Genomic DNA, 18,989 nt, shown 5'->3' on the forward strand with positions numbered 1-18,989 from the left:
AAGAAAGGCTCAAGACGCGCCATTTGCACGTCAGTCAGCCAGAAAAGATCAGACATGTTCACCGCTCGTTTTTGAGCCGTGAATCACGCCAGCAAACGGAAATCAATGGGTCCTGACCCTAGGAAAAGCTCCGCAAGCTCGAGACAAGTACTAGCTCCAACGCCAATGCCAATGCCAATTCACGCATTCCACAGTATCCTGTTTTCCAACCCCTCACTCACACGCTCGCAGCGCCAGCCAGAAGTGAAACCCGCTCCAGACGAAGATCCCGTACAGTTTCGGCGCGTCCTCCAGCAGGATCATCCACGAAGTGTGCACGCCGTACAGGAAATGATCGGCCACTACGGACAGCGCAAAGAACCCCAGTGCGGTGATCAGCGGCCATAGCGACACGCGCTCCCGAAGCCGCAGGACAGCCAGCGCGCAATAGGCGATGCCCAACCCGGCATAGGCCGCCATCAGCGGGGTCTCGTTGATCGGCAGCAGATCGGGCAGGTTCTCGTGCAGGCGGAACAGGTCATCCGCCACCAGAAGCAGGGTCAGCCCCGCGCCAAAGATCAGAACCCCGGCCGCCTGTCGGTCGCCTGCCCGATGCCGCAGAAGGCCCGCCAGCAACAGGGCCGAGACCGAAAACCCCCACACCGACGAGCCCAGCAGCGAGATCAGCCCAAGCGCATAGCGGATATGGGTTTCATCCGGGGCGTCGGCATTGCGGACGGCGGCTTTCGCAGCGCCGTGGGGATCCATGAAAAGGTATTCCACGGAGATTGCGGATTGCAGCAGCGCGATGGTCAGGATGAGGGTCGGCAGCAGCAGGCAGATCGCCCACAGGGCGGAGGGAAAGGGCGCTGGCCGCGCCGGGGTCGTGTCGACACTCTGCATGGGGTCTGTCCCGCTTGATGGGGCGCGGCCCGATAATCCTCACAGGCCGGGACCGCGCCGCCCGCCCCGCACACCCTAGGGTGCGTGCAAGCTCGCAACCCTACCCCCAGGGATTGCGCCGCGGCCCGCGTCCGGCCCGTGGCACGCGGCTTTGCTGCACCGGCGTGGCCATGGCGCGCAGGCGGGCGACCCGCTCTTCGGTGGCCGGGTGGGTGCGGAACAGCCCGTCGACCGCATGGGCATGCAGCGGGTTGATGATGAACATATGCGCGGTGCCGGGGTTGCGCTCGGCGGTATGATAATCGATCCGCGACGCCCCCCGCTGGATGCCGATCAGCGCGTCGGCCAGCCAGTTGGGGTCGCCGCAGATCTCGGCCCCGACCCGGTCGGCCTCGTACTCGCGTGACCGCGAGATCGCCATCTGCACCACCGTTGCGGCCAGCGGCGCCAGGATCATCATCGCGATGGTGCCCAGCAGCCCCATCCGCTCGCGCGAGCCGCCGAAGAACATGGCGAAATTGGCCAGCATCGAAATCGCCCCCGCGAAGGTCGCGGTAACTGTCATGATCAGCGTGTCACGGTTTTTGATATGGGCCAGCTCGTGGGCGATGACCCCGGCCAGTTCCGCGCGGCTCAGGCTGCGCATCAGCCCGGTGGTCACCGCCACGGCGGCGTTGTCGGGGTTGCGGCCGGTGGCAAAGGCGTTGGGCTGCTCGGTCTCGATGACATAGACGGCGGGCATCGGCAGCTCGGCGCGCCGCGCCAGATCCGCCACCAGCGGCACCAGCCCGCCATCAGACCCGGTCACAGGCCGCGCGTTGTGCATCCGCAGCACCATCTTGTCCGACGACCACCAGCTGAACAGGTTCATCGCGGCGGCCACCACCAGCGCGATCATCATGCCGCCCGTGCCGCCCAACATCCAGCCCACGCCCATGAAGAGCGCGGTCATCCCCGCCATCAGAAGTGCCGTCTTGGTATAGCCCATCGGAAAACCCTCCGTCGTTCGGTCTCACATATGGGCAGGGCGGACGGACCGCGCAAGCCATACGCGGGCCATACGCCAGCCAGACGCTTTCCAGACCGTGCTAAAGACCGTAGAGCGCGCCGAACTTCGCCTCAAGATAGTCCAGCAGCGGGCCTTCCGTGGGGGGGTGCCCGGTGGCGTGGCGCAGGGTCTCGGCACCGTCGCGCAGCGCCCCGTGCACCTGCAGACGCGGCCGCAGCCAGGCCAGCGCGGCGGTCAGATCGCCGGTGGCCAGATCGGCCTCAAGATCCGGCAGATCGGCCGCCATCGCCTGATACAGGCAGCCCGCATAGACATTGCCCAGCGTGTAGGTCGGGAAATAGCCGAACAGCCCCACCGACCAGTGCACATCCTGCAAAACCCCCTGCGAGGCTTTCGGCACCTTCACCCCGAAGTCCTTGAAAAACCGCGCGTTCCAGGCCTCTTCCAGGTTTGCAACCTCCAGATCGCCGGCGATCAGCGCGCGCTCCAGATCGAACCGCAAAAGGACATGCAGGTTGTACTGTACCTCGTCGGATTCCGTGCGGATGAAGCCGGGGGTGACCCGGTTCACGGTGCGCGCGAACTCCTGCGCGGTATCAACGCCCAAGGCACCGAACTTCGCCTGCATCCGGCCAAACAGCCACTTGGCAAAGGCCGGGCTGCGCGCCAGCTGGTTCTCGTAGATCCGGCTCTGGCTTTCATGCACCCCCATCGAGGCCCCGCGCCCGATCGGGCTGAGCGCATAGGCCGGATCGACCTGCTGCTCATAGGTGGCATGGCCGACCTCGTGGATCGTGGAATAGAAGCAGTTGAACGGATCGGTCGGGTCGGTGCGGGTGGTGATCCGCACATCGGCGCCGGACCCGCTGGAGAACGGATGCACCGCCTTGTCGATCCGCCCCCGGCTCAGGTCATAGCCGAAGAGTTCGGCCAGTTCCTGCGCCATTTCCAGCTGCGCGGCTTCAGGGAAACTGCCAGTCAAAACGGGCGGTTGCGGCGCGCCAAGGATGCGGTCGCGCAGCGCCACCAGACGCGGGCGCAGAGCCCCAAACATGGCCTCAAGCTCGGTGGCCGTGGCGCCGGGCTCATAGTCCTGCAACAGCGCATCATACAAATCCCCGCCCGAGGCCAGCGCCGCCGCCTCCTCGCGCTTCAGGGCCACAACCTCGGCCAGGCGCGGGGCGAATGCGGCAAAGTCATCGGCGGCCCGCGCCGCCGCCCAATCGCCATGTGCAAGGCTGGTGACACGGGCGATCCGGGCGGCCAGATCGGCGGGCACCCTGGTGGCGCGCTCATAGGCCCGGCGGATCTCACGGACCTGTGCGGCCTCGACCTCATCCGCGGGCGTTACGGCGGCCAGCCAGTCGCCCACCAGCGGGTCGGACCGGCGGGCGTGCAGCACCTGCTCCATCGCCGCCATTTCCTCGGCCCGCTGCCCGGCGGCCCCGCGCGGCATCACGGTTTCCTGGTCCCAGCCCAGACGACCGGCAACCTCGGCCAGTGCCTGGGTCTGGCGCGCATGGGCGACCAGCGCGTCATAGCTCATGCCCGGCCCCGCACGCTTTGATCCGCCGGATACTGGCTGAGGAACCGCGCCCGCAGGATCAGCACCCACAGCGCCACGGCGCCCAATTGATGGGTGATCGCGATGTGCCATTGCGCAGCGTACAGCACCGTGCCGATGCCCAGCACCACCTGCCCGAACAGCATCACACCCATCCAGTCAAAGGCGCGCGCCGTCGCCCGGTTGCCCGATTTGCGGCCCTTCAGCCAGGTGACGATGCCGAAGGCCAGCAGCAGATAGGCCACGGTGCGATGGATGAATTGCACCAGCGCCGGGTTCTCGAAGAAATTGCGCCAGAACGGGTCGATGTCGAACGAGGACATCGGAAACACCTGCCCCGCCATCAGCGGCCAGTCGGTGAAACTGCGCCCCGCGTCGATGCCCGCCACCATGGCCCCCAGCAGGATCTGCACGAAGGCCAGATGCATCATGCCCGTGGACATGGAAAACAGCCTGGCATCGCGCCCCCGCCGCGCCGTCATCAACGCTGGCGCACTGCGCCCCAGCAGGAAAGCATACCAGGCGATCAGCCCCAGAATGGCGAAGGCCAGCCCCAGATGCACCGCCAACCGGTACGAGGCCACATCGGTGCGCCCCTCGACCAGTCCCGAGGCCACCATCCACCAGCCGATGGCCCCCTGCAGCCCACCAAGGCCGCCCAGCAGCAACAACCGACCGGTCCAGCCGGCGGGGATCTTCTTCATGGCCAGGAAGCTCAGGAACCCCACGGCCCAGACCAGCCCCACGGTGCGGCCCAACTGCCGGTGGCCCCATTCCCACCAGTAGATGGCCTTGAACTCGGCCAGGGTCATGTCGCTGTTCTCGACCTTGAACTCGTCGATCTGCTGGTACTTGGCAAATTCCGTTTCCCAGGCCTCAAGGCTCATCGGCGGCACCGCCCCGGTAACCGGCGCCCATTCGGTGATCGACAGCCCGCTGTCGGTCAGCCGCGTCAGACCGCCCACGACGATCATCGCCACGACCATGGCAAACAGCAGCCACAGCCACGCCCGAATGCCCCGGCGCGCGCCGCTGTCGTCCCGCGCGATCAGACCGCCCCTGGGCGTCGTGGCCCGGGCTGCCGGCGCGGCGGGGGCCGCGTCCACCTCTTCGAATATGCTGCGTTTCTTCTGGGTCATAGGGAACCTCCGGTTGCGCCAAAACCTAGGGGCCCGGCGCGGGCGCATCAACGGGGCAGGATCAGTCGCCGCGTTCTTTCCAGCGCACCATTTGCCGCATCATCCCGTGCAGGATCTGAACGTCGGCGCGGGTCAGCGGCATCCGCGACCACAGGTTGCGCAGGTTGGTTTTCATGTGCTCGGCCTTCTGCGGCGGGAAGAAGAACCCCGCCTGCGCCAGCCGATCCTCGTAGTGTTCGGCCAGCTTGTCGGTCTCCAGCGCGGTGGCCCAGTCGCCGCCCGCCAGTTCGACACGGGCATGGTCGATCTGCGCGGTCTGCCTGCGCCACTCATAGGCGGTCAGCAGCACGCATTGCGCCAGGTTGAGCGAGGCGAACTCCGGGTTGACCGGCACCGAGATGATGGCATTGGCCCGCGCGATATCGTCGTTTTCCAGCCCTGCCCGTTCCGGCCCGAACAGAACCGCCACCTTGCCCCCGGCCTGCGCATGGTCACGCGCCTGCGTCATCGCCTCTTCCGGCGAAAGGATCGGCTTGGTCAGGCCGCGCCCGCGTGCGGTGGTGGCCAGCACGAAGGTGCAATCCTCCACCGCCGCGACGGTGGTCGGGAAATGCCCGGCTTCGTCCAGCAACCGCCCGGCACCGCTGGCCAGCGCCACGGCGCGCGGATTGGGCCAGCCATCGCGCGGTGCCACAAGACGCATCCGGTCCAACCCGAAATTCCACATGGCACGGGCGGCGGCCCCGATGTTTTCGCCCATTTGCGGGCGCACGAGGACAAAGGCGGGTTGGCGAAGCGGCGTGTCTGACATGGCGCGCGGTCTAGTCCAGCCGGGGCGCAAGGGCAATGCCGCACGGGCTTTACCCGCCCCGCGCAGCCCGATAGGAGGGATCGAAACCCCAAAGGCCCGCCATGACCGATCAAGACCGCCCCCAGATCTATCTTCTGACCCCGGCTCATTTCGATGCCGAGACCTTTGCCGAGACGCTGGCGCCGGTGCTGGATGCCGCCGCCATTGCCTGCCTGCGCCTACGCTTTGCCAGCGATGACGACAGCGAGGTCGCCCGCGCCGCGGACGCCGTGCGCGCCCTGGCGCACGCACGCGACATCCCGCTGGTCATCGACCGCCATCTGGCGCTGGTCGAACGGCTGGGGCTGGACGGCGTGCATCTGACCGACGGGTCCAAATCGGTGCGCAAATGCCGCGAGGCGCTTGGCACCGATCCCATCGTCGGCACCTGGTGCGGCACCTCGCGCCACGACGGCATGACCGCGGGCGAGGCCGGTGCCGATTACGTCAGCTTCGGTCCGGTGGGCGATACCGCCCTTGGCGCCGGCGACAAGGTGGATCCCGAGGTGTTTTCCTGGTGGTCCGAGGTGATCGAACTGCCGATTGTGGCAGAAGGCGCACTGACCCCCGATCTGGTCCGCGCCTTCACCCCGATCACCGATTTCTTCGCCTTCGGAGACGAGATCTGGCGCGCCGAAGATCCCGCCGCCGCCCTGAAGGATCTGGACGCCGCCATCGGCTGAACACGGTGACGGAGGCACACCCGTCACCGCGAAAAAAAATTCGCCCCCAGACCGTTTCCGAGACGGCGCTCATTCTTCTTGGAAAAAATACTCCCGCCGGAGGCAAGAATTCTCCGCCGCGTCAGCGGCGGGTCTGCGCGGTCTCCACACCCGCGCGCACCCGTGCCTCAGCGGCCCGCGCCAGCGCCTTGCGGTCGGGATAGTCGGCGATGGGCAGCGGGTCGTGATAGATCACCCGCACCGCCCCATGCCGACGGACCGCCAGCACCTGCAGCAGATGCGGTGCGAAAGCCATCTCGCCCCACCAGCCGTAGAACCGGGGATCGGCACCCTCGGGGGCGGTATAGATCACCGAAACGGGCTGGATCGCCAGCGGCGCCTCGGCACTGTTGGCGTCAAAGAAGGCCGCGAACAGGGTCGGCTTGAACGGCAGCACGCGCTGCGCATCGGTGCTGGTGCCTTCGGGAAAGAACATCAGGTGATGGCCCGCCGCCAGCCGGTCGCGGAACAGCTGCCGCTGGGCCGCGGCCTGCCGCCGGTCGCGCGCGATGAACACCGTGCCGGTGGCGCGCGCCAGCCAGCCAATCCCGGCCCAGCCCGAGACCTCGACCTTGGCCACGAAATAGACGCACTGCCGCGCGTTCAGCGCGAAGATGTCCAGCCAGGACCCGTGGTTGGCCACCCCTGCCCCGCGCGCCTGCATCGGCGTGCCCTCGGCCTGAAAGCCCATGCCAAGGATGCGCAAGGCGTTGCGGCACACGAACCGGGTGATATGCGGCGTGATCGGACGGTCCAGACCGAAGAGCGGCCGCTCGACCAGCCGGACCAGCAACAGCAGCAAGAGGCATCCGAACACCAGCACCGCCAGCGCCAGCCCGCGCAGCACAACCCGCAGGCCCCCGCCCAGGCTCCACGACGCGCCGCGCGGCGGCGGCACGTCCTGCCAGGGGGGCGCGGTCACCGGTTCAGCCCGCGCGTATAGATCGCCCGCTGCCGCGCGTTCATCCGCTCGGTATCCAGCACCAGGCAGATGTCGGTGGTGTTGAACGCATGGTCCACGAAAGCGCCGTCGCCCACGAACCCGCCCAGCCGCAGGTAGCCCTTGATCAGCGAGGGCACCTCGAGCATCGCCGCCACCCGGTCGATACTGCCGTAGGGCACGCGGTTGAGCGATTCATAGTGAGCGGGCAAGGCGCGGACCCGCAGATCCTCGGGCGCAAGATGCCGGTGGTGCAGCAGGGTCAGGGGGGCGGCCAGCGCCTCCAGATCGGTGCCGTGGAAGCTGGCCACGCCGAACAGAACCTCGATCTCGTGATCCAGCGTGTATTCCGCCAGCCCGTTCCAGATGTGAAACATCGCCGGGCCGCCGCGATACTCGGGCCGCAGGCAGGACCGCCCCAGTTCCAGCAGCTTGCGCCCGCCCTGGATCAGCGGCGACAGATCGTATTCACGGGCGCAGTAAAAGCCCCCCGCCGCCTCGGCCGTGTCGCTGCGCAACAGGCGGTAGACCCCGGCCACGTGATCCAGCCCGCCGTCGTCGCGCTGCGTGTCCACAAGGATCAGATGTTCATAGAAGGGGTCGTGTTCATCGCGCTCCAGCCGCTGGGCATGATCGACCAGCGGCCCGTCGCCTTTCAACTCGTCCACAAAGACATCATAGCGGCAGCGCTGCGCCGCCAGAAGGTCGCGCTCGTCCTGTGCAAGGCGCACCTGGAATCGGTCCGGATCAGCGGTCATATTGGCCTGTCGCCTCGTGTTTTCGGGTGTCTATGCGGGCGGGAGAGATGAGACAAGCGCCGTTGACCGGAAATTGACACACCTAAAGGGAGTGTTAACACTGCCGTGCAAACCCTAGGGGTCAAACACGATCTCAAGTTCGACGCGTTCGGCGTTGATGACAAGCTTGCCCATGTGCTCGAAATTCACGGTCACCCGTCCGCTCACGTTCGACTGGACCTGGCCCAAGCCCCAGTCTGGATGGTTCGGATGACGGACAAACATGCCCGGTTCAAGCAACGAAATCATCTAGAGGCCCCTCGCTCCAATTCCACGCTACCTAGAGTATCGAAGGCAGACAGACAATGAACGCGCGCCCGAAAAACCTTGAGGCCCTGCTGGGCTCTCGCATCTGTCACGATCTGATCAGCCCCATCGGGGCCATCGGCAACGGGCTGGAGCTGATGGCCCTGACCCAGGCGGCGGATGGGCCCGAGATGGCGATGATCTCGGAAAGTGTCGCCAGCGCGCAGGCGCGGATCCGGTTCTACCGAGTGGCCTACGGCGCCAATTCCGCGGACCAGACCCTCGGGCGGCAGGAAATCGTCGAGATCCTGGGCAGCCTGTACACCGGCAACCGCCTGAAAGTGACCTGGGGGGTCGATGGCGACGTGCCGCGCGACGCCGCCAAGCTGGCCTTCCTGCTGCTGCAATGCCTGGAAACCGCGCTGCCGCGAGGCGGGGCGATCACCGTTTCGGGCAACGGCGCCGATTGGGTGTTGCGCGCCGTTTCAGAAAAGTTGCGGATCGATCCGGATCTCTGGGCGCTGCTGACGGGGGCCGAACCAGTGGGCGAGATTGCCCCTTCGCAGATCCAGTTCATCCTCGCGCCCTTGCAGATCGCCGACATCGGACGGCGGCTGAGCGTTGCGCAGGATGACACCTCGGTCACCCTGCGTTTTTAGGGGCGCTCAGGGGCGCACCGCCCCGTTGCCTTCCACCAGATACTTGAAGCTGGTCAGTTGCTCGGCCCCCACCGGGCCGCGCGCGTGCATCTTGCCGGTGGCGATGCCGATCTCGGCGCCCATGCCGAACTCGCCCCCATCGGCGAATTGGGTCGAGGCGTTGCGCATCAGGATCGCGCTGTCGAGCCCGGCAAAGAATCGCGCCGCCACATCGTCATCGGCGGTGATGATGCAATCGGTGTGGTTCGAGCCATACTGCCGGATATGCGCGATGGCGCCTTCGACCCCATCCACCAGCTTGGCCGCGACGATCATGTCGAGGAACTCCTTGCCGAAATCCTCGGCCGTGGCCAGCGACACCCCCGGCACGGACTGCAACGCGCCATCGGCGCGCACATCGACGCCTGCGGCCACCAGATCCTCAAGGAAAGGCGCGCCAGCGGTGTCGAACAATGCCTTGTCCACCAGGATGCATTCGGCCGCCCCGCAGATGCCGGTGCGCCGGGTCTTGGCGTTCAGCACCACCTTGCGGGCGATCTCCATATCCGCCGCCGCATCCACGTAGACGTGGCAGATGCCTTCGAGATGGGCAAAGACCGGCACCCGCGCCTCGCGCTGGACCAGCCCCACCAGCCCCTTGCCGCCGCGCGGCACGATCACGTCGATGAAATCGGTCATGCGCAGCATTTCCGCCACCGCCGCGCGGTCGCGGGTCGGCACCAGTTGCACCGCCTCGGCGGGCAGACCGACCGAGGTGATGCCCTGCACCAGACAGGCATGCAGCGCGCCCGAGCTGTGGAAGCTTTCCGAGCCGCCGCGCAGGATCACCGCGTTGCCGGCCTTCAGGCACAGCGCACCGGCATCCACCGTCACGTTGGGACGGCTTTCGTAGATCACGCCGACCACGCCCAGCGGCGTGCGCACGCGGCGGATGTGCAGCCCGTTCGGACGGTCCCATTCAGCAATGACCTCACCCACAGGATCAGCCTGCCCGGCCACGGCGCGCAGACCGGCGGCGATGCCACGAATGCGGTCCTCGTCCAGCTTCAGCCGGTCCAGCATCGACGGGCTCAGCCCCTTGTCGCGGCCAAAGGCCATGTCCTTGTCATTGGCGGCGAGGATCGCGGGGATGGCAGCCTCGATGGCTTCGGCCCCGGCGTTCAGCGCATCGGTCTTGGTCTTTGGAGAGGCAACCGCAAGCGCCGCTGCCGCGGCGCGGGCATTGGCGCCCAGCTGGGCCATCACTGCGGGAATATCGGTCAGATCTTTCATGGGTCCCTCCAAGACAGGATTTCGACCTAGGACAAAGCGGCGCGCGGCTCAAGCCCCGCGCGCGGGGGGGGTGTCAGACCACCATGTCGTCGCGGTGGATCAGCACGCCGCGGCCTGGATAGCCCAGCAGGGTCTCGATCTCGCGCGACTGGCAGCCCTTGATCTGGCGGGTTTCTTCGTGGGTATAGCGGGCCAGCCCCTTGCCCAGTCCTGCCCCACCGGGACCCGCAATCTCGACCGGGTCGCCGCGCCCGAAGTCGCCGACCACTTCCGTTACCCCGGCAGGCAACAGCGATTTGCCCTTGCGCAGCGCCTGCACCGCGCCGTCGTCCACCACGATGGTTCCACGCGGCTTCATGGCCGCGATCCAGCGCTTGCGCGCGGCCTGCGGATCTTCCTCGGCCAGGAACCAACTGCAGCGCGCGCCCTGTTCCAGCGCCCGCAGCGGGCGGTCGGCTTCACCCTTGGCGATGACCATGGCGCACCCGGCGCCGGTGGCGATCTTCGCGGCCATCAGCTTGGTCACCATGCCGCCGCGCGACAGGCCGGACACGCCTTCGCCTGCCATCGCCTCGATCTCGGGCGAAATGCGGTCGATCACTGGCAGATGCCGGGCTTGCGGGTCCAGCGACGGGTTGGCGGTATAGAGCCCGTCCACATCCGACAGCAGCACCAGCCGGTCGGCGTCGACGGTGGCCGCCACCTGGGCGGCCAGACGGTCGTTATCGCCAAAGCGGATCTCATCCGTGGCCACGGTGTCATTTTCATTGACGATGGGCACCACCCCCAGCGACAGAAGCTGGCGCAGGGTGTTGCGCGAGTTCAGATAGCGGCGGCGGTTGGCGCTGTCTTCCAGCGTCACCAGAACCTGCGCGGTGGTGATGCCATGCGATTGCAGGGCGTCCTCATAGGCGCGTGCCAGCCGGATCTGGCCCACAGCGGCCGCGGCCTGCGACTGCTCCAGCGGTAAGGCCCCCTTGGGCAGGTTCAGCACCCGCCGCCCCAGCGCGATAGAGCCCGAGGACACCACGATCACATCCGCACCGCGCGCGCGCAGATCGGCAATATCCAAGGCCAGCCCGCGCAGCCAGTCGCCGCGCAGCCCGGTGGCCTGATCCACCAGCAGCGCCGAGCCGATCTTGACGACGATGCGCCGCCCTTCGCCTAGGGTTGCCACGACGCGTCCTCGTCAGGGCCCTTGCGGATGCGCACGCGGCTGTCGTCGATCTGCACCCGCAGCGCGCGCAGCACCTCGGTGGTGCCCATCTTGGCAGCGCCCGACATCTCCATGACCTTGCCGCCGCTGGCCTCTTCCAGGGCGGCGCGCAGGTCAGCCTTGTAGTCGGCGTCCAGCGCGTCGATCTTGTTCAGCACGGTCACGCGGGGCTTGTCGGCCAGATGGCCGCCGTAGGCTTCCAACTCGTTGATGATGGTGTGATAGTCGCCGATCACGTCCTCGGCGGTGCCATCCACCAGATGCAGCAGCACCGCGCAGCGCTCCACATGACCAAGGAAGCGGTCGCCAAGGCCCCGGCCCTCATGCGCGCCTTCGATCAGGCCGGGAATATCGGCGACAACAAATTCGACATTGTCCACGCCGACGATGCCAAGGTTGGGATGCAACGTGGTGAAAGGATAATCCGCGATCTTGGGCCGCGCGTTCGATGTTGCGGCCAGGAAGGTCGACTTGCCCGCGTTGGGCAGACCCAGAAGCCCGGCATCGGCGATCAGCTTCAGGCGCAGCCAGATGGTGCGTTCGACCCCCGGCTGACCCGGATTGGCGTTGCGCGGCGCCTGGTTGGTGGCGCTTTTGAAATGCAGGTTGCCGAAGCCGCCGTTGCCGCCCTTGGCCAGCACCACGCGCTGGCCCACCTCGGCCATGTCGGCGATGACGGTTTCCTCGTCCTCGTCCAGCACCTCGGTCCCCGCCGGCACCCGCAGCACGATGGTATCGCCGTTCTTGCCGGTGCGCTGGCGGCCCATGCCGCCCTGGCCGCTTTTCGCGAAGAAATGCTGCTGGTAGCGGAAATCGATCAGGGTGTTCAGCCCTTCGACGACCTCGACCACCACGTCGCCGCCCCGGCCCCCGTCGCCGCCATCCGGACCGCCGTATTCCATGAACTTCTCACGCCGGAAACTGACAGCGCCGTTGCCGCCGCTGCCAGAGCGAATGTAGACTTTTGCGAGGTCGAGAAATTTCATGACGTGATCCTTGGAACCGCCCCGGGGCGATAGCGTGAAACGGACGGTCCCTCAAGATCGGCCCGTCAGCGAAGTTTGCGAAGATAGGTCCATGTGGCCACGGTCCGGCCCTGGGCGACGCAGAAGGCCTCGGCATCCCCGATATAGTCGAAACCGGTCTTGGTCAGCAGACGCGCCGAGGCCGGGTTCGACTGGAACACCTCGGCAAAGACGGTCGAGACATTCTGCGGGTTGGCCTCCAGCAGGCCGGACACCGCTTCCGACGCATAGCCGGTGTTCCAGAACGCCGGCGCCACCCAATAGCCGATCTCGGACCGGTCCGGCGACAGCCGTTCCAGGGCGACCACACCCAGAAGCTCGGCCAGACCGGCGGCGGTGCCATCCATGGCCCAGACATCCTCGGTCCGCTCGGGCGAGCGGGCGCGTTCGATGAAGCTCACGGTGGTGCCTGGCGGCAGCGGGTGCGGGATCGAGCGCGTGGTCTCTGCCACCCGCTTGTCCCCGGCGTACATCGTCAGCAGGCCCTCGTCGGACCGGCGCAGCGGGCGCAGGACCAGACGGTCGGTTTCGATGATCGGCTGATTGACGATCGCATCATGCAGCATGTCTTTCCTCCCAAAAAGACATCGTGCGGCCCGGACTGACACCCGAATTGAGCACGTGTCGGCACTAGAGTCAGAAGTGGGGCCTCCTCCCGGCCCGAACAAGGGACCGGCGGTCCACCTCCGAAATCGGCGGCCTTAGGCGACCGCCTGAAAAATCGAAGGGGACCGGCGTAACGCCGATCCCCTGAATATCTTGCCAATATGGCGGGTCGGCTTATTCGGCGGCCTCGGCCACCGGAAGCACGGAAATGAAGGTACGGCCCTTCAGACCGGTGCGGAACTGCACCTGCCCTTCGTCGGTCGCAAAGATGGTGTGATCCTTGCCCATGCCAACGCCTTCACCCGGCCACCACTTGGTGCCGCGCTGACGCGCGATGATGTTGCCGGGGATAACGGCTTCGCCGCCAAATTTCTTCAGACCAAGGCGACGACCAGCGGAGTCGCGACCGTTACGGGATGAACCGCCTGCTTTTTTATGTGCCATCTTTCGCTCCTCTTTACTCGGCTGCGGTGGCTTCGGCGGCGGGCGCCGATGCGGCGCCAACAGCGGCCGTGACGCCAGTGGCATCGCCACCCGCGGCCAGAATCTCGGTGATGCGCAGCAGGGTCAGCTGCTGGCGGCGGCCCTTGGTGCGCTGCGACGAGTGCTTCCGGCGGCGCTTGACGAAGTTGATGACCTTGTCACCCTTGATCTGGTCGATCACTTCGGCCTGCACGGCGGCACCTTCCACGAAGGGGCTGCCAATGGTGGTGGCTTCGCCGCCGACCATCAGAATCTCGTTGAACTGAACCTTGTCGCCAGCCGCGGCGGCCAGCTTTTCAACGCGCAGAACGTCGCCGCTCTGAACCTTGTATTGTTTGCCGCCGGTTTTGATAACCGCAAACATGGGCATTTCCTTTTTATCTCCGCGTCCTGCGGCCCTGCGTCAAAGCAGTGTTGGTGCGGTTACCCGCGCCTGTGGACAGCGCGCCTTTCGGCAGTCGTTGGGGTTTCCGGGGGAACCGGAAGCCGCCGTATCGTTCAGAGCCGCCGGAAAGTCAAGCGTTGCCGGTCAGATATCCTGCGAAGACAGGAACAACGACAACGCCATCCCGGTTTCATAGGAGGTCGACACGAACAGCGCATCGAAGGCCTTGAACAGCGCCACGTTCAGCGCCTGTCCCGCCTGGCTTTCGGTGAAGGTCAGATAGGTGTCGAAGTCGGCATCGCTGACCGGCTGATAGGCCAGCCACAGGAAGGCATGCACCCAATCGGTGGTGGACTGGCGGATCTCGGGCTCCTGCACCCAGACTTGCTGCAAGATGTCCTCATCGCCGGCATTGCCGCCATAGCCCTCCGGGTCGCCGTCGCGCATTCCCAGCAGGAAGGCGGCATTGGCGTTCAGCGCCCCCAGCACGTTCAGGTCGATCAGATCGTTGGCCTCGATGAAGGCTTCGATGGCGTCCACCCGGCCCGCGCCGCTGGCGGCCTCGGTTTCAAAGCGCGACAGGATCGCGGTTTCGATGTCCGGATCGCGCAGGGCCTGCCGGGCCGAAAGCTCAAGCTGCACCAGATCCTGCCCCGGCGAGGTGGTGAAGAAGGCCAGCGCCGATTCGGCCATCTCGTCGTCCAGCGCGTCGGCAAAAGCGTCGCGCATCCGGGGCGCCACCTTGTCGGGGGCGTTCAGATCGGCCAGCGTCCGGCGCCAGCCGTCCAGATCCTCTTCGCCGGACAGATCGACGGCCAGGTCCGCGCCCGACTCGACCGCCTCGTCCTGAAGGACCACCAGAAGCGCTTCCAGTTCCAGCGCGTCCAGCACCTGATCGCTCAGACGCGCGGGCTGGGCCGCAACCGACAGGGGAAACAGCACGAACGCCAGGGGGATCAGGATGCGCATGGGGAACTCCGTTTTGACGGCAGGATGCGGCAGCCCGAGAAAAATGACAATGCAGACCGCGCAGAAGTGAAAATGTGGTTGCACCCTTCCCATGCTTTGACTATTCCGCCGGAACCGACACGGAGAGGTGCCGGAGTGGTCGAACGGGGCGGTCTCGAAAACCGTTGTTCCTTTACGGGAACCCAGGGTTCGAATCCCTGTCTCTCCGCCATTTACCCAACATGACCACTCATCCGATCATCGCCCGATCGCGCCGCCGCGCCGGGCCGGTCCCTCCGCCTGTTGCCCCAAATACCGTTCTTGCCCCATGGCCCGCGCCATCGCGTCGGGCTTGGCGCTGCCACGGAAAAAGGGGCGCCCGAAGGCGCCCCTGAGTTTTGCGGATCCGGCGCATGGTATTTTACTGCCCGGTTTCTGCCTGCGGCCCGATCCGCAACTGGGGCGAGCGCACCCGCCCCGAATGGGGTTTGTGGGGTGGGCGCTTCTGACCGGGCGCCCTGCCCCTGTCCTGCGGCCCGTCGGCGGGGGAGCACCGCCGAAGGTGGCCCGCCGGGCCAAGCCGGTTGGCTCAGCTACAGCCCGAAGTGCCGCCGCAGGTGTTGCATTTCATGCAGGTGCCGTTGCGCACCAGCGTGTAGTTTCCACAGTCGCCACAGGGATCGCCCTCGTAGCCCTGGATGCGGGCCTTGGTGCGGGCGTCCATCTGTTCCACGCTTTCCACCGCCGCGACCGAGGTCTGCATGGTCTCGACCGTGGCTGCAAAGCTGCCGTCCAGGGCCGTCGCGGTGCTCATCCCGCCCTGCAGCACCACCAGGTCCTGCGGCAGGCGCTTGCGCAGATAGCCCGAGGAGGAAATCTGCTTGAGCACCTCCAGCGACTTGCTGGCCGCGGTTTCGCTGACCGGCTTCAGGTTCGAGCTGCTTTCGGTCTCGCCGCCGCCCAGATCGTCGAAGGCCGCGCCTTCGGGCTTCACATGGGCCAGGTCGGTGCGATCCAGATAGGACACCGCCAGTTCGCGGAAGATGTAATCCAGGATCGAGGTGGCGTTCTTGATGCTGTCGTTGCCCTGCACCATGCCCGCCGGTTCGAACTTGGTGAAGGTGAAGGCATCGACGAATTCCTCCAGCGGCACGCCGTATTGCAGGCCCACCGACACGGCGATGGCGAAGTTGTTCATCATCGCCCGGAAGCCCGCACCTTCCTTGTGCATGTCGATGAAGATTTCGCCGAGGTTGCCGTCGGAATATTCCCCGGTGCGCAGATAGACCTTGTGGCCGCCGACGATGGCCTTCTGGGTATAGCCCTTGCGGCGCTGGGGCATCTTCTCGCGGTGCGAGCGGACGACCTCCTTGACGATCACCTTCTCGACGATCTTCTCGGCCAGCACCTGCGCCTTTTCCTGCGGGGTGCCGGTTTCCAGAACCTCGGCGGCCTCGTCGTCATCCTCGACCAGAGCCGCCGCCAGCGGCTGGCTGAGTTTCGAGCCGTCGCGATACAGCGCATTGGCCTTCACCCCCAGCGACCAGCTGAGTTCATAGGCCTTCTGGCAATCCTCGATGGTGGCGTCATTGGGCATGTTGATCGTCTTGCTGATCGCGCCCGAGATGAAGCTTTGCGCCGCCGCCATCATGGTGATGTGGCTGTTCACGTTCAGGAACCGCCGGCCCTTCTTGCCGCAGGGGTTGGCACAATCGAACACCGGGTAATGCTTCGGGTCCAGATGCGGCGCGCCTTCCAGCGTCATGGTTCCGCAGACGTGATCGTTGGCGGCATCGATCTGCTGCTTGCTGAAGCCCAGGCTGGTCAGCATGTCGAAAGTCGGATCGTTCAGTTTCGTCGCCGGGATGCCCAGAACGTCGGTGCAGAAGTCCTCGCCCAGCGTCCACTGGTTGAATACGAAGCGGATGTCGAAGGCCTGCGGCAGCGCCGCTTCGATCTTGTCGATCTCGGCCGGGCCGAAGCCGTGGCCCAGCAAGGCGGTGTGGTTGATGCCCGGCGCGTTGCCAAGGGTGCCGTGACCGACCGCATAGCCGATGATTTCCTCGATCTGCGCCGCGCCGTAGCCCAGCCCTTCCAGCGCTGCGGGCACCGACCGGTTGATGATCTTGAAATAGCCGCCGCCGGCCAGCTTCTTGAACTTCACCAGCGCGAAGTCCGGCTCGATCCCGGTGGTGTCGCAATCCATCACCAGACCGATGGTGCCGGTGGGGGCGATGACGGTTGCCTGCGCGTTGCGATAGCCGTGCTGTTCGCCCAGCCGCAGCGCCTCGTCCCAGGCTTGTTCGGCCATGGCCACCAGACGCGGGTCGGGGCAGTTCTTGCCATCCAGGGGCACCGGTTTCACGGCCAGGTTGTCATAGCCATCGGACTTGCCCTTGGCGGCGGTGCGGTGGTTGCGGATCACCCGCAGCATGTGCGCGGCATTGGCCGGGTAGCCGGGGAACGCGCCCAACTCGCCCGCCATTTCCGCCGAGGTCGCATAGGCCACCCCGGTCATCACGGCGGTCAGCGCGCCACAGATGGCGCGGCCTTCGTCGCTGTCGTATCCGTAGCCCATGGTCATCAGCAGCCCGCCGATGTTGGCATAGCCCAGACCCAGCGTGCGATAATCATAGGACCGCTGGGCGATTTCCTTGGACGGGAACTGCGCCATCAGCACCGAGATTTCCAGCGTCACCGTCCACAGCCGCGTGGCGTGGATATAGTCCTCGACCTGGAACTCGCCGTCTTTCAGGAAAGTCAGCAGGTTCATCGACGCCAGGTTGCAGGCGGTGTCGTCCAGGAACATGTACTCGGAACAGGGGTTCGAACCGCGGATCGCGCCATCTTCGGGGCAGGTGTGCCAGGCGTTCACGGTGTCATGAAACTGGATGCCGGGATCGGCGCAGGCCCAAGCGGCATGGCCGATCTGCTCCCACAGGTCGCGCGCCTTGATGGTCTTGGCGACCTTGCCGTCGGTGCGGCGGATCAACTTCCACGCACCGTCGTCGCGAACCGCCTGCAGGAAGGCATCCGTCACCCGCACCGAGTTGTTGGAGTTCTGGCCCGAGACCGAGTTGTAGGCCTCGCTGTCCCAATCGGTGTCATAGGTCGGAAACTCGATGCTGGCATAACCCTGCTTGGCATAGTCCAGCACGCGCTTGATGTAGGTTTCCGGGATCGCGGCCCTTTTCGCGGCGCGCACGGCTGTCTTCAGGGCCGCGTTGGTGGCGGGATCGGTGGCGTCGGCCTCTTTCCCGTCCCAATTGCGGATCGCGCCGAAGATGTCGTTCAGCTTGGCTTCATGGGTCTTGGAGCCGGCCACCAGCGAGGCCACCTTCTGTTCCTCGATGACCTTCCAGTTGATGAACTGCTCGATATCCGGGTGGTCGGCGTCGCAGATCACCATCTTGGCCGCACGACGGGTGGTGCCGCCAGACTTGATCGCCCCGGCGGCGCGGTCACCGATCTTCAGAAAGCCCATCAGGCCCGAGGATTTGCCGCCGCCCGACAGTGATTCACCCTCGGCGCGCAGCGACGAGAAGTTGGTGCCGGTGCCCGAGCCGAACTTGAACAGCCGCGCTTCGCGCACCCAAAGGTCCATGATGCCGCCGTCGTTCACCAGGTCGTCGGCGACCGACTGGATGAAACAGGCGTGGGGCTGCGGATGCTCGTAGGCCGAGGAGGATTTCACCAGCTTGCCGGTCTTGTGGTCGACGTAGTAATGCCCCTGGCTGGGACCGTCGATGCCATAGGCCCAGTGCAGCCCGGTGTTGAACCACTGCGGCGAATTCGGTGCCGCCCGCTGGCTGGCAAGCATGTAGCGCATTTCGTCGAAATAGGCGCGGGCATCGGATTCCTTGGTGAAATAGCCGCCCTTCCAGCCCCAGTAGGTCCAGGCGCCCGCCAGCCGGTCGAACACCTGCCGGGCCGAGGTTTCGCCGCCATAGCGTTCGTCCTCGGGCAGGTCCTTCAGCGCCTTCTCATCGGGGACCGACCGCCACAGGAACTCGGGCACCCCCTTTTCGCGCACTTTCTTGAGGCGTGCCGCGACACCGGCCTTGCGGAAATACTTCTGCGCCAGAACATCCGAGGCCACCTGGCTCCAGGAACTCGGCACCTCCATCGCGTCCAGCGCGAAAACCGTACTGCCATCCGGGTTGCGGATTTCCGACGAGGTGGTGGTGAAAGCCAGGTCCGCATATGCGTCTGCGCCGTCCCGGGTGAATGTGCGTTCGATTCTCAT

At 66.0% G+C, this 18,989-nt stretch carries 17 protein-coding genes, 1 tRNA gene and 1 pseudogene; 3 read left to right on the forward strand and 16 right to left on the reverse strand.

The genetic code is table 11. The features are described 5' to 3' along the window. Positions 1-213 precede the first annotated feature (213 nt). From H8B03_RS09735 to H8B03_RS09755, 5 genes are all read right to left on the reverse strand, one after another. Positions 214-882 carry a hypothetical protein gene (locus tag H8B03_RS09735; protein ID WP_193141565.1) on the reverse strand — a complete coding sequence of 223 codons (669 nt, stop codon included), beginning with the start codon at positions 880-882 and terminating at the stop codon, positions 214-216. A gap of 100 nt (positions 883-982) precedes the next feature. After that, positions 983-1,870, reverse strand: coding sequence for a zinc metalloprotease HtpX (gene htpX, locus H8B03_RS09740; RefSeq protein WP_193141566.1), 888 nt, complete (start codon positions 1,868-1,870; stop codon positions 983-985). A gap of 100 nt (positions 1,871-1,970) precedes the next feature. Beyond that, a complete protein-coding gene (locus H8B03_RS09745) occupies positions 1,971-3,437 on the reverse strand; it encodes a carboxypeptidase M32 (protein WP_193141567.1) in 1,467 nt (488 codons plus the stop codon). Further along, the gene (ctaA, locus tag H8B03_RS09750) at positions 3,434-4,594 is read right to left on the reverse strand and encodes a heme A synthase (RefSeq protein WP_193141568.1); all 1,161 of its coding nucleotides are present in this window, start codon (positions 4,592-4,594) and stop codon (positions 3,434-3,436) included. The genes H8B03_RS09745 and ctaA overlap by 4 nt, the downstream gene beginning before the upstream one ends. Before the next feature lie 61 nt (positions 4,595-4,655). Beyond that, on the reverse strand, positions 4,656-5,405 hold the full coding sequence (locus H8B03_RS09755) for an RNA methyltransferase (protein ID WP_193141569.1): 750 nt from the start codon (positions 5,403-5,405) through the stop codon (positions 4,656-4,658). Positions 5,406-5,506: 101 nt separating this feature from the next. Between H8B03_RS09755 and H8B03_RS09760 the strand changes: the two genes are divergently transcribed. Next, complete coding sequence (locus tag H8B03_RS09760) at positions 5,507-6,127, forward strand: thiamine phosphate synthase (RefSeq protein ID WP_193141570.1); 621 nt, start codon at positions 5,507-5,509, stop codon at positions 6,125-6,127. Between the two features lie 121 nt (positions 6,128-6,248). Here the strand turns inward: H8B03_RS09760 and H8B03_RS09765 are convergent, their stop codons facing one another. From H8B03_RS09765 to H8B03_RS09775, 3 genes are all read right to left on the reverse strand, one after another. Then, positions 6,249-7,088, reverse strand: coding sequence for a lysophospholipid acyltransferase family protein (locus tag H8B03_RS09765; RefSeq protein ID WP_319022464.1), 840 nt, complete (start codon positions 7,086-7,088; stop codon positions 6,249-6,251). Continuing rightward, entirely contained in the window at positions 7,085-7,864 is a 780-nt protein-coding gene (locus H8B03_RS09770; RefSeq protein ID WP_193141571.1) for a GNAT family N-acetyltransferase, read from the reverse strand. The genes H8B03_RS09765 and H8B03_RS09770 overlap by 4 nt, the downstream gene beginning before the upstream one ends. 114 nt (positions 7,865-7,978) lie before the next feature. Further along, positions 7,979-8,152, reverse strand: a complete 174-nt coding sequence (locus H8B03_RS09775; protein ID WP_193141572.1) for a DUF3553 domain-containing protein — start codon at positions 8,150-8,152, stop codon at positions 7,979-7,981. A gap of 56 nt (positions 8,153-8,208) precedes the next feature. Between H8B03_RS09775 and H8B03_RS09780 the strand changes: the two genes are divergently transcribed. After that, complete coding sequence (locus H8B03_RS09780) at positions 8,209-8,808, forward strand: histidine phosphotransferase family protein (protein WP_193141573.1); 600 nt, start codon at positions 8,209-8,211, stop codon at positions 8,806-8,808. A 6-nt stretch (positions 8,809-8,814) separates the two neighbouring features. Here the strand turns inward: H8B03_RS09780 and H8B03_RS09785 are convergent, their stop codons facing one another. The 7 genes and pseudogenes from H8B03_RS09785 to H8B03_RS09815 all read right to left on the reverse strand — a co-directional run bounded on the left by H8B03_RS09785 (position 8,815) and on the right by H8B03_RS09815 (position 14,764). After that, positions 8,815-10,080 carry a glutamate-5-semialdehyde dehydrogenase gene (locus H8B03_RS09785; RefSeq protein WP_193141574.1) on the reverse strand — a complete coding sequence of 422 codons (1,266 nt, stop codon included), beginning with the start codon at positions 10,078-10,080 and terminating at the stop codon, positions 8,815-8,817. A gap of 73 nt (positions 10,081-10,153) precedes the next feature. After that, positions 10,154-11,257: a glutamate 5-kinase gene (proB, locus tag H8B03_RS09790; RefSeq protein WP_193141575.1), complete on the reverse strand. Its 1,104-nt coding sequence runs from the start codon at positions 11,255-11,257 to the stop codon at positions 10,154-10,156. Continuing rightward, positions 11,245-12,282, reverse strand: a complete 1,038-nt coding sequence (obgE, locus tag H8B03_RS09795; protein ID WP_193141576.1) for a GTPase ObgE — start codon at positions 12,280-12,282, stop codon at positions 11,245-11,247. The genes proB and obgE overlap by 13 nt, the downstream gene beginning before the upstream one ends. Before the next feature lie 65 nt (positions 12,283-12,347). After that, positions 12,348-12,887 (reverse strand): GNAT family N-acetyltransferase, encoded by a 540-nt coding sequence (locus tag H8B03_RS09800; protein ID WP_193141577.1) that lies wholly within the window; start codon positions 12,885-12,887, stop codon positions 12,348-12,350. A gap of 214 nt (positions 12,888-13,101) precedes the next feature. Next, complete coding sequence (gene rpmA, locus H8B03_RS09805; protein ID WP_193141578.1) at positions 13,102-13,371, reverse strand: 50S ribosomal protein L27; 270 nt, start codon at positions 13,369-13,371, stop codon at positions 13,102-13,104. A 19-nt stretch (positions 13,372-13,390) separates the two neighbouring features. Beyond that, positions 13,391-13,774 (reverse strand): annotated as a pseudogene (gene rplU, locus H8B03_RS09810) (50S ribosomal protein L21); the annotation flags it as partial. Positions 13,775-13,939: 165 nt separating this feature from the next. Then, the gene (locus H8B03_RS09815) at positions 13,940-14,764 is read right to left on the reverse strand and encodes a DUF2059 domain-containing protein (RefSeq protein ID WP_193141580.1); all 825 of its coding nucleotides are present in this window, start codon (positions 14,762-14,764) and stop codon (positions 13,940-13,942) included. Between the two features lie 121 nt (positions 14,765-14,885). Here H8B03_RS09815 and H8B03_RS09820 point away from each other — a divergent pair. Further along, positions 14,886-14,975 (forward strand) — tRNA-Ser (locus H8B03_RS09820). A 357-nt stretch (positions 14,976-15,332) separates the two neighbouring features. Here H8B03_RS09820 and H8B03_RS09825 read toward each other — a convergent pair. Further along, positions 15,333-18,989, reverse strand: a complete 3,657-nt coding sequence (locus tag H8B03_RS09825; RefSeq protein ID WP_193141581.1) for a vitamin B12-dependent ribonucleotide reductase — start codon at positions 18,987-18,989, stop codon at positions 15,333-15,335.

The sequence above is a fragment of the Meridianimarinicoccus sp. MJW13 genome (genome assembly GCF_014901205.1).
In the GTDB taxonomy this organism is placed as follows: domain Bacteria; phylum Pseudomonadota; class Alphaproteobacteria; order Rhodobacterales; family Rhodobacteraceae; genus Meridianimarinicoccus.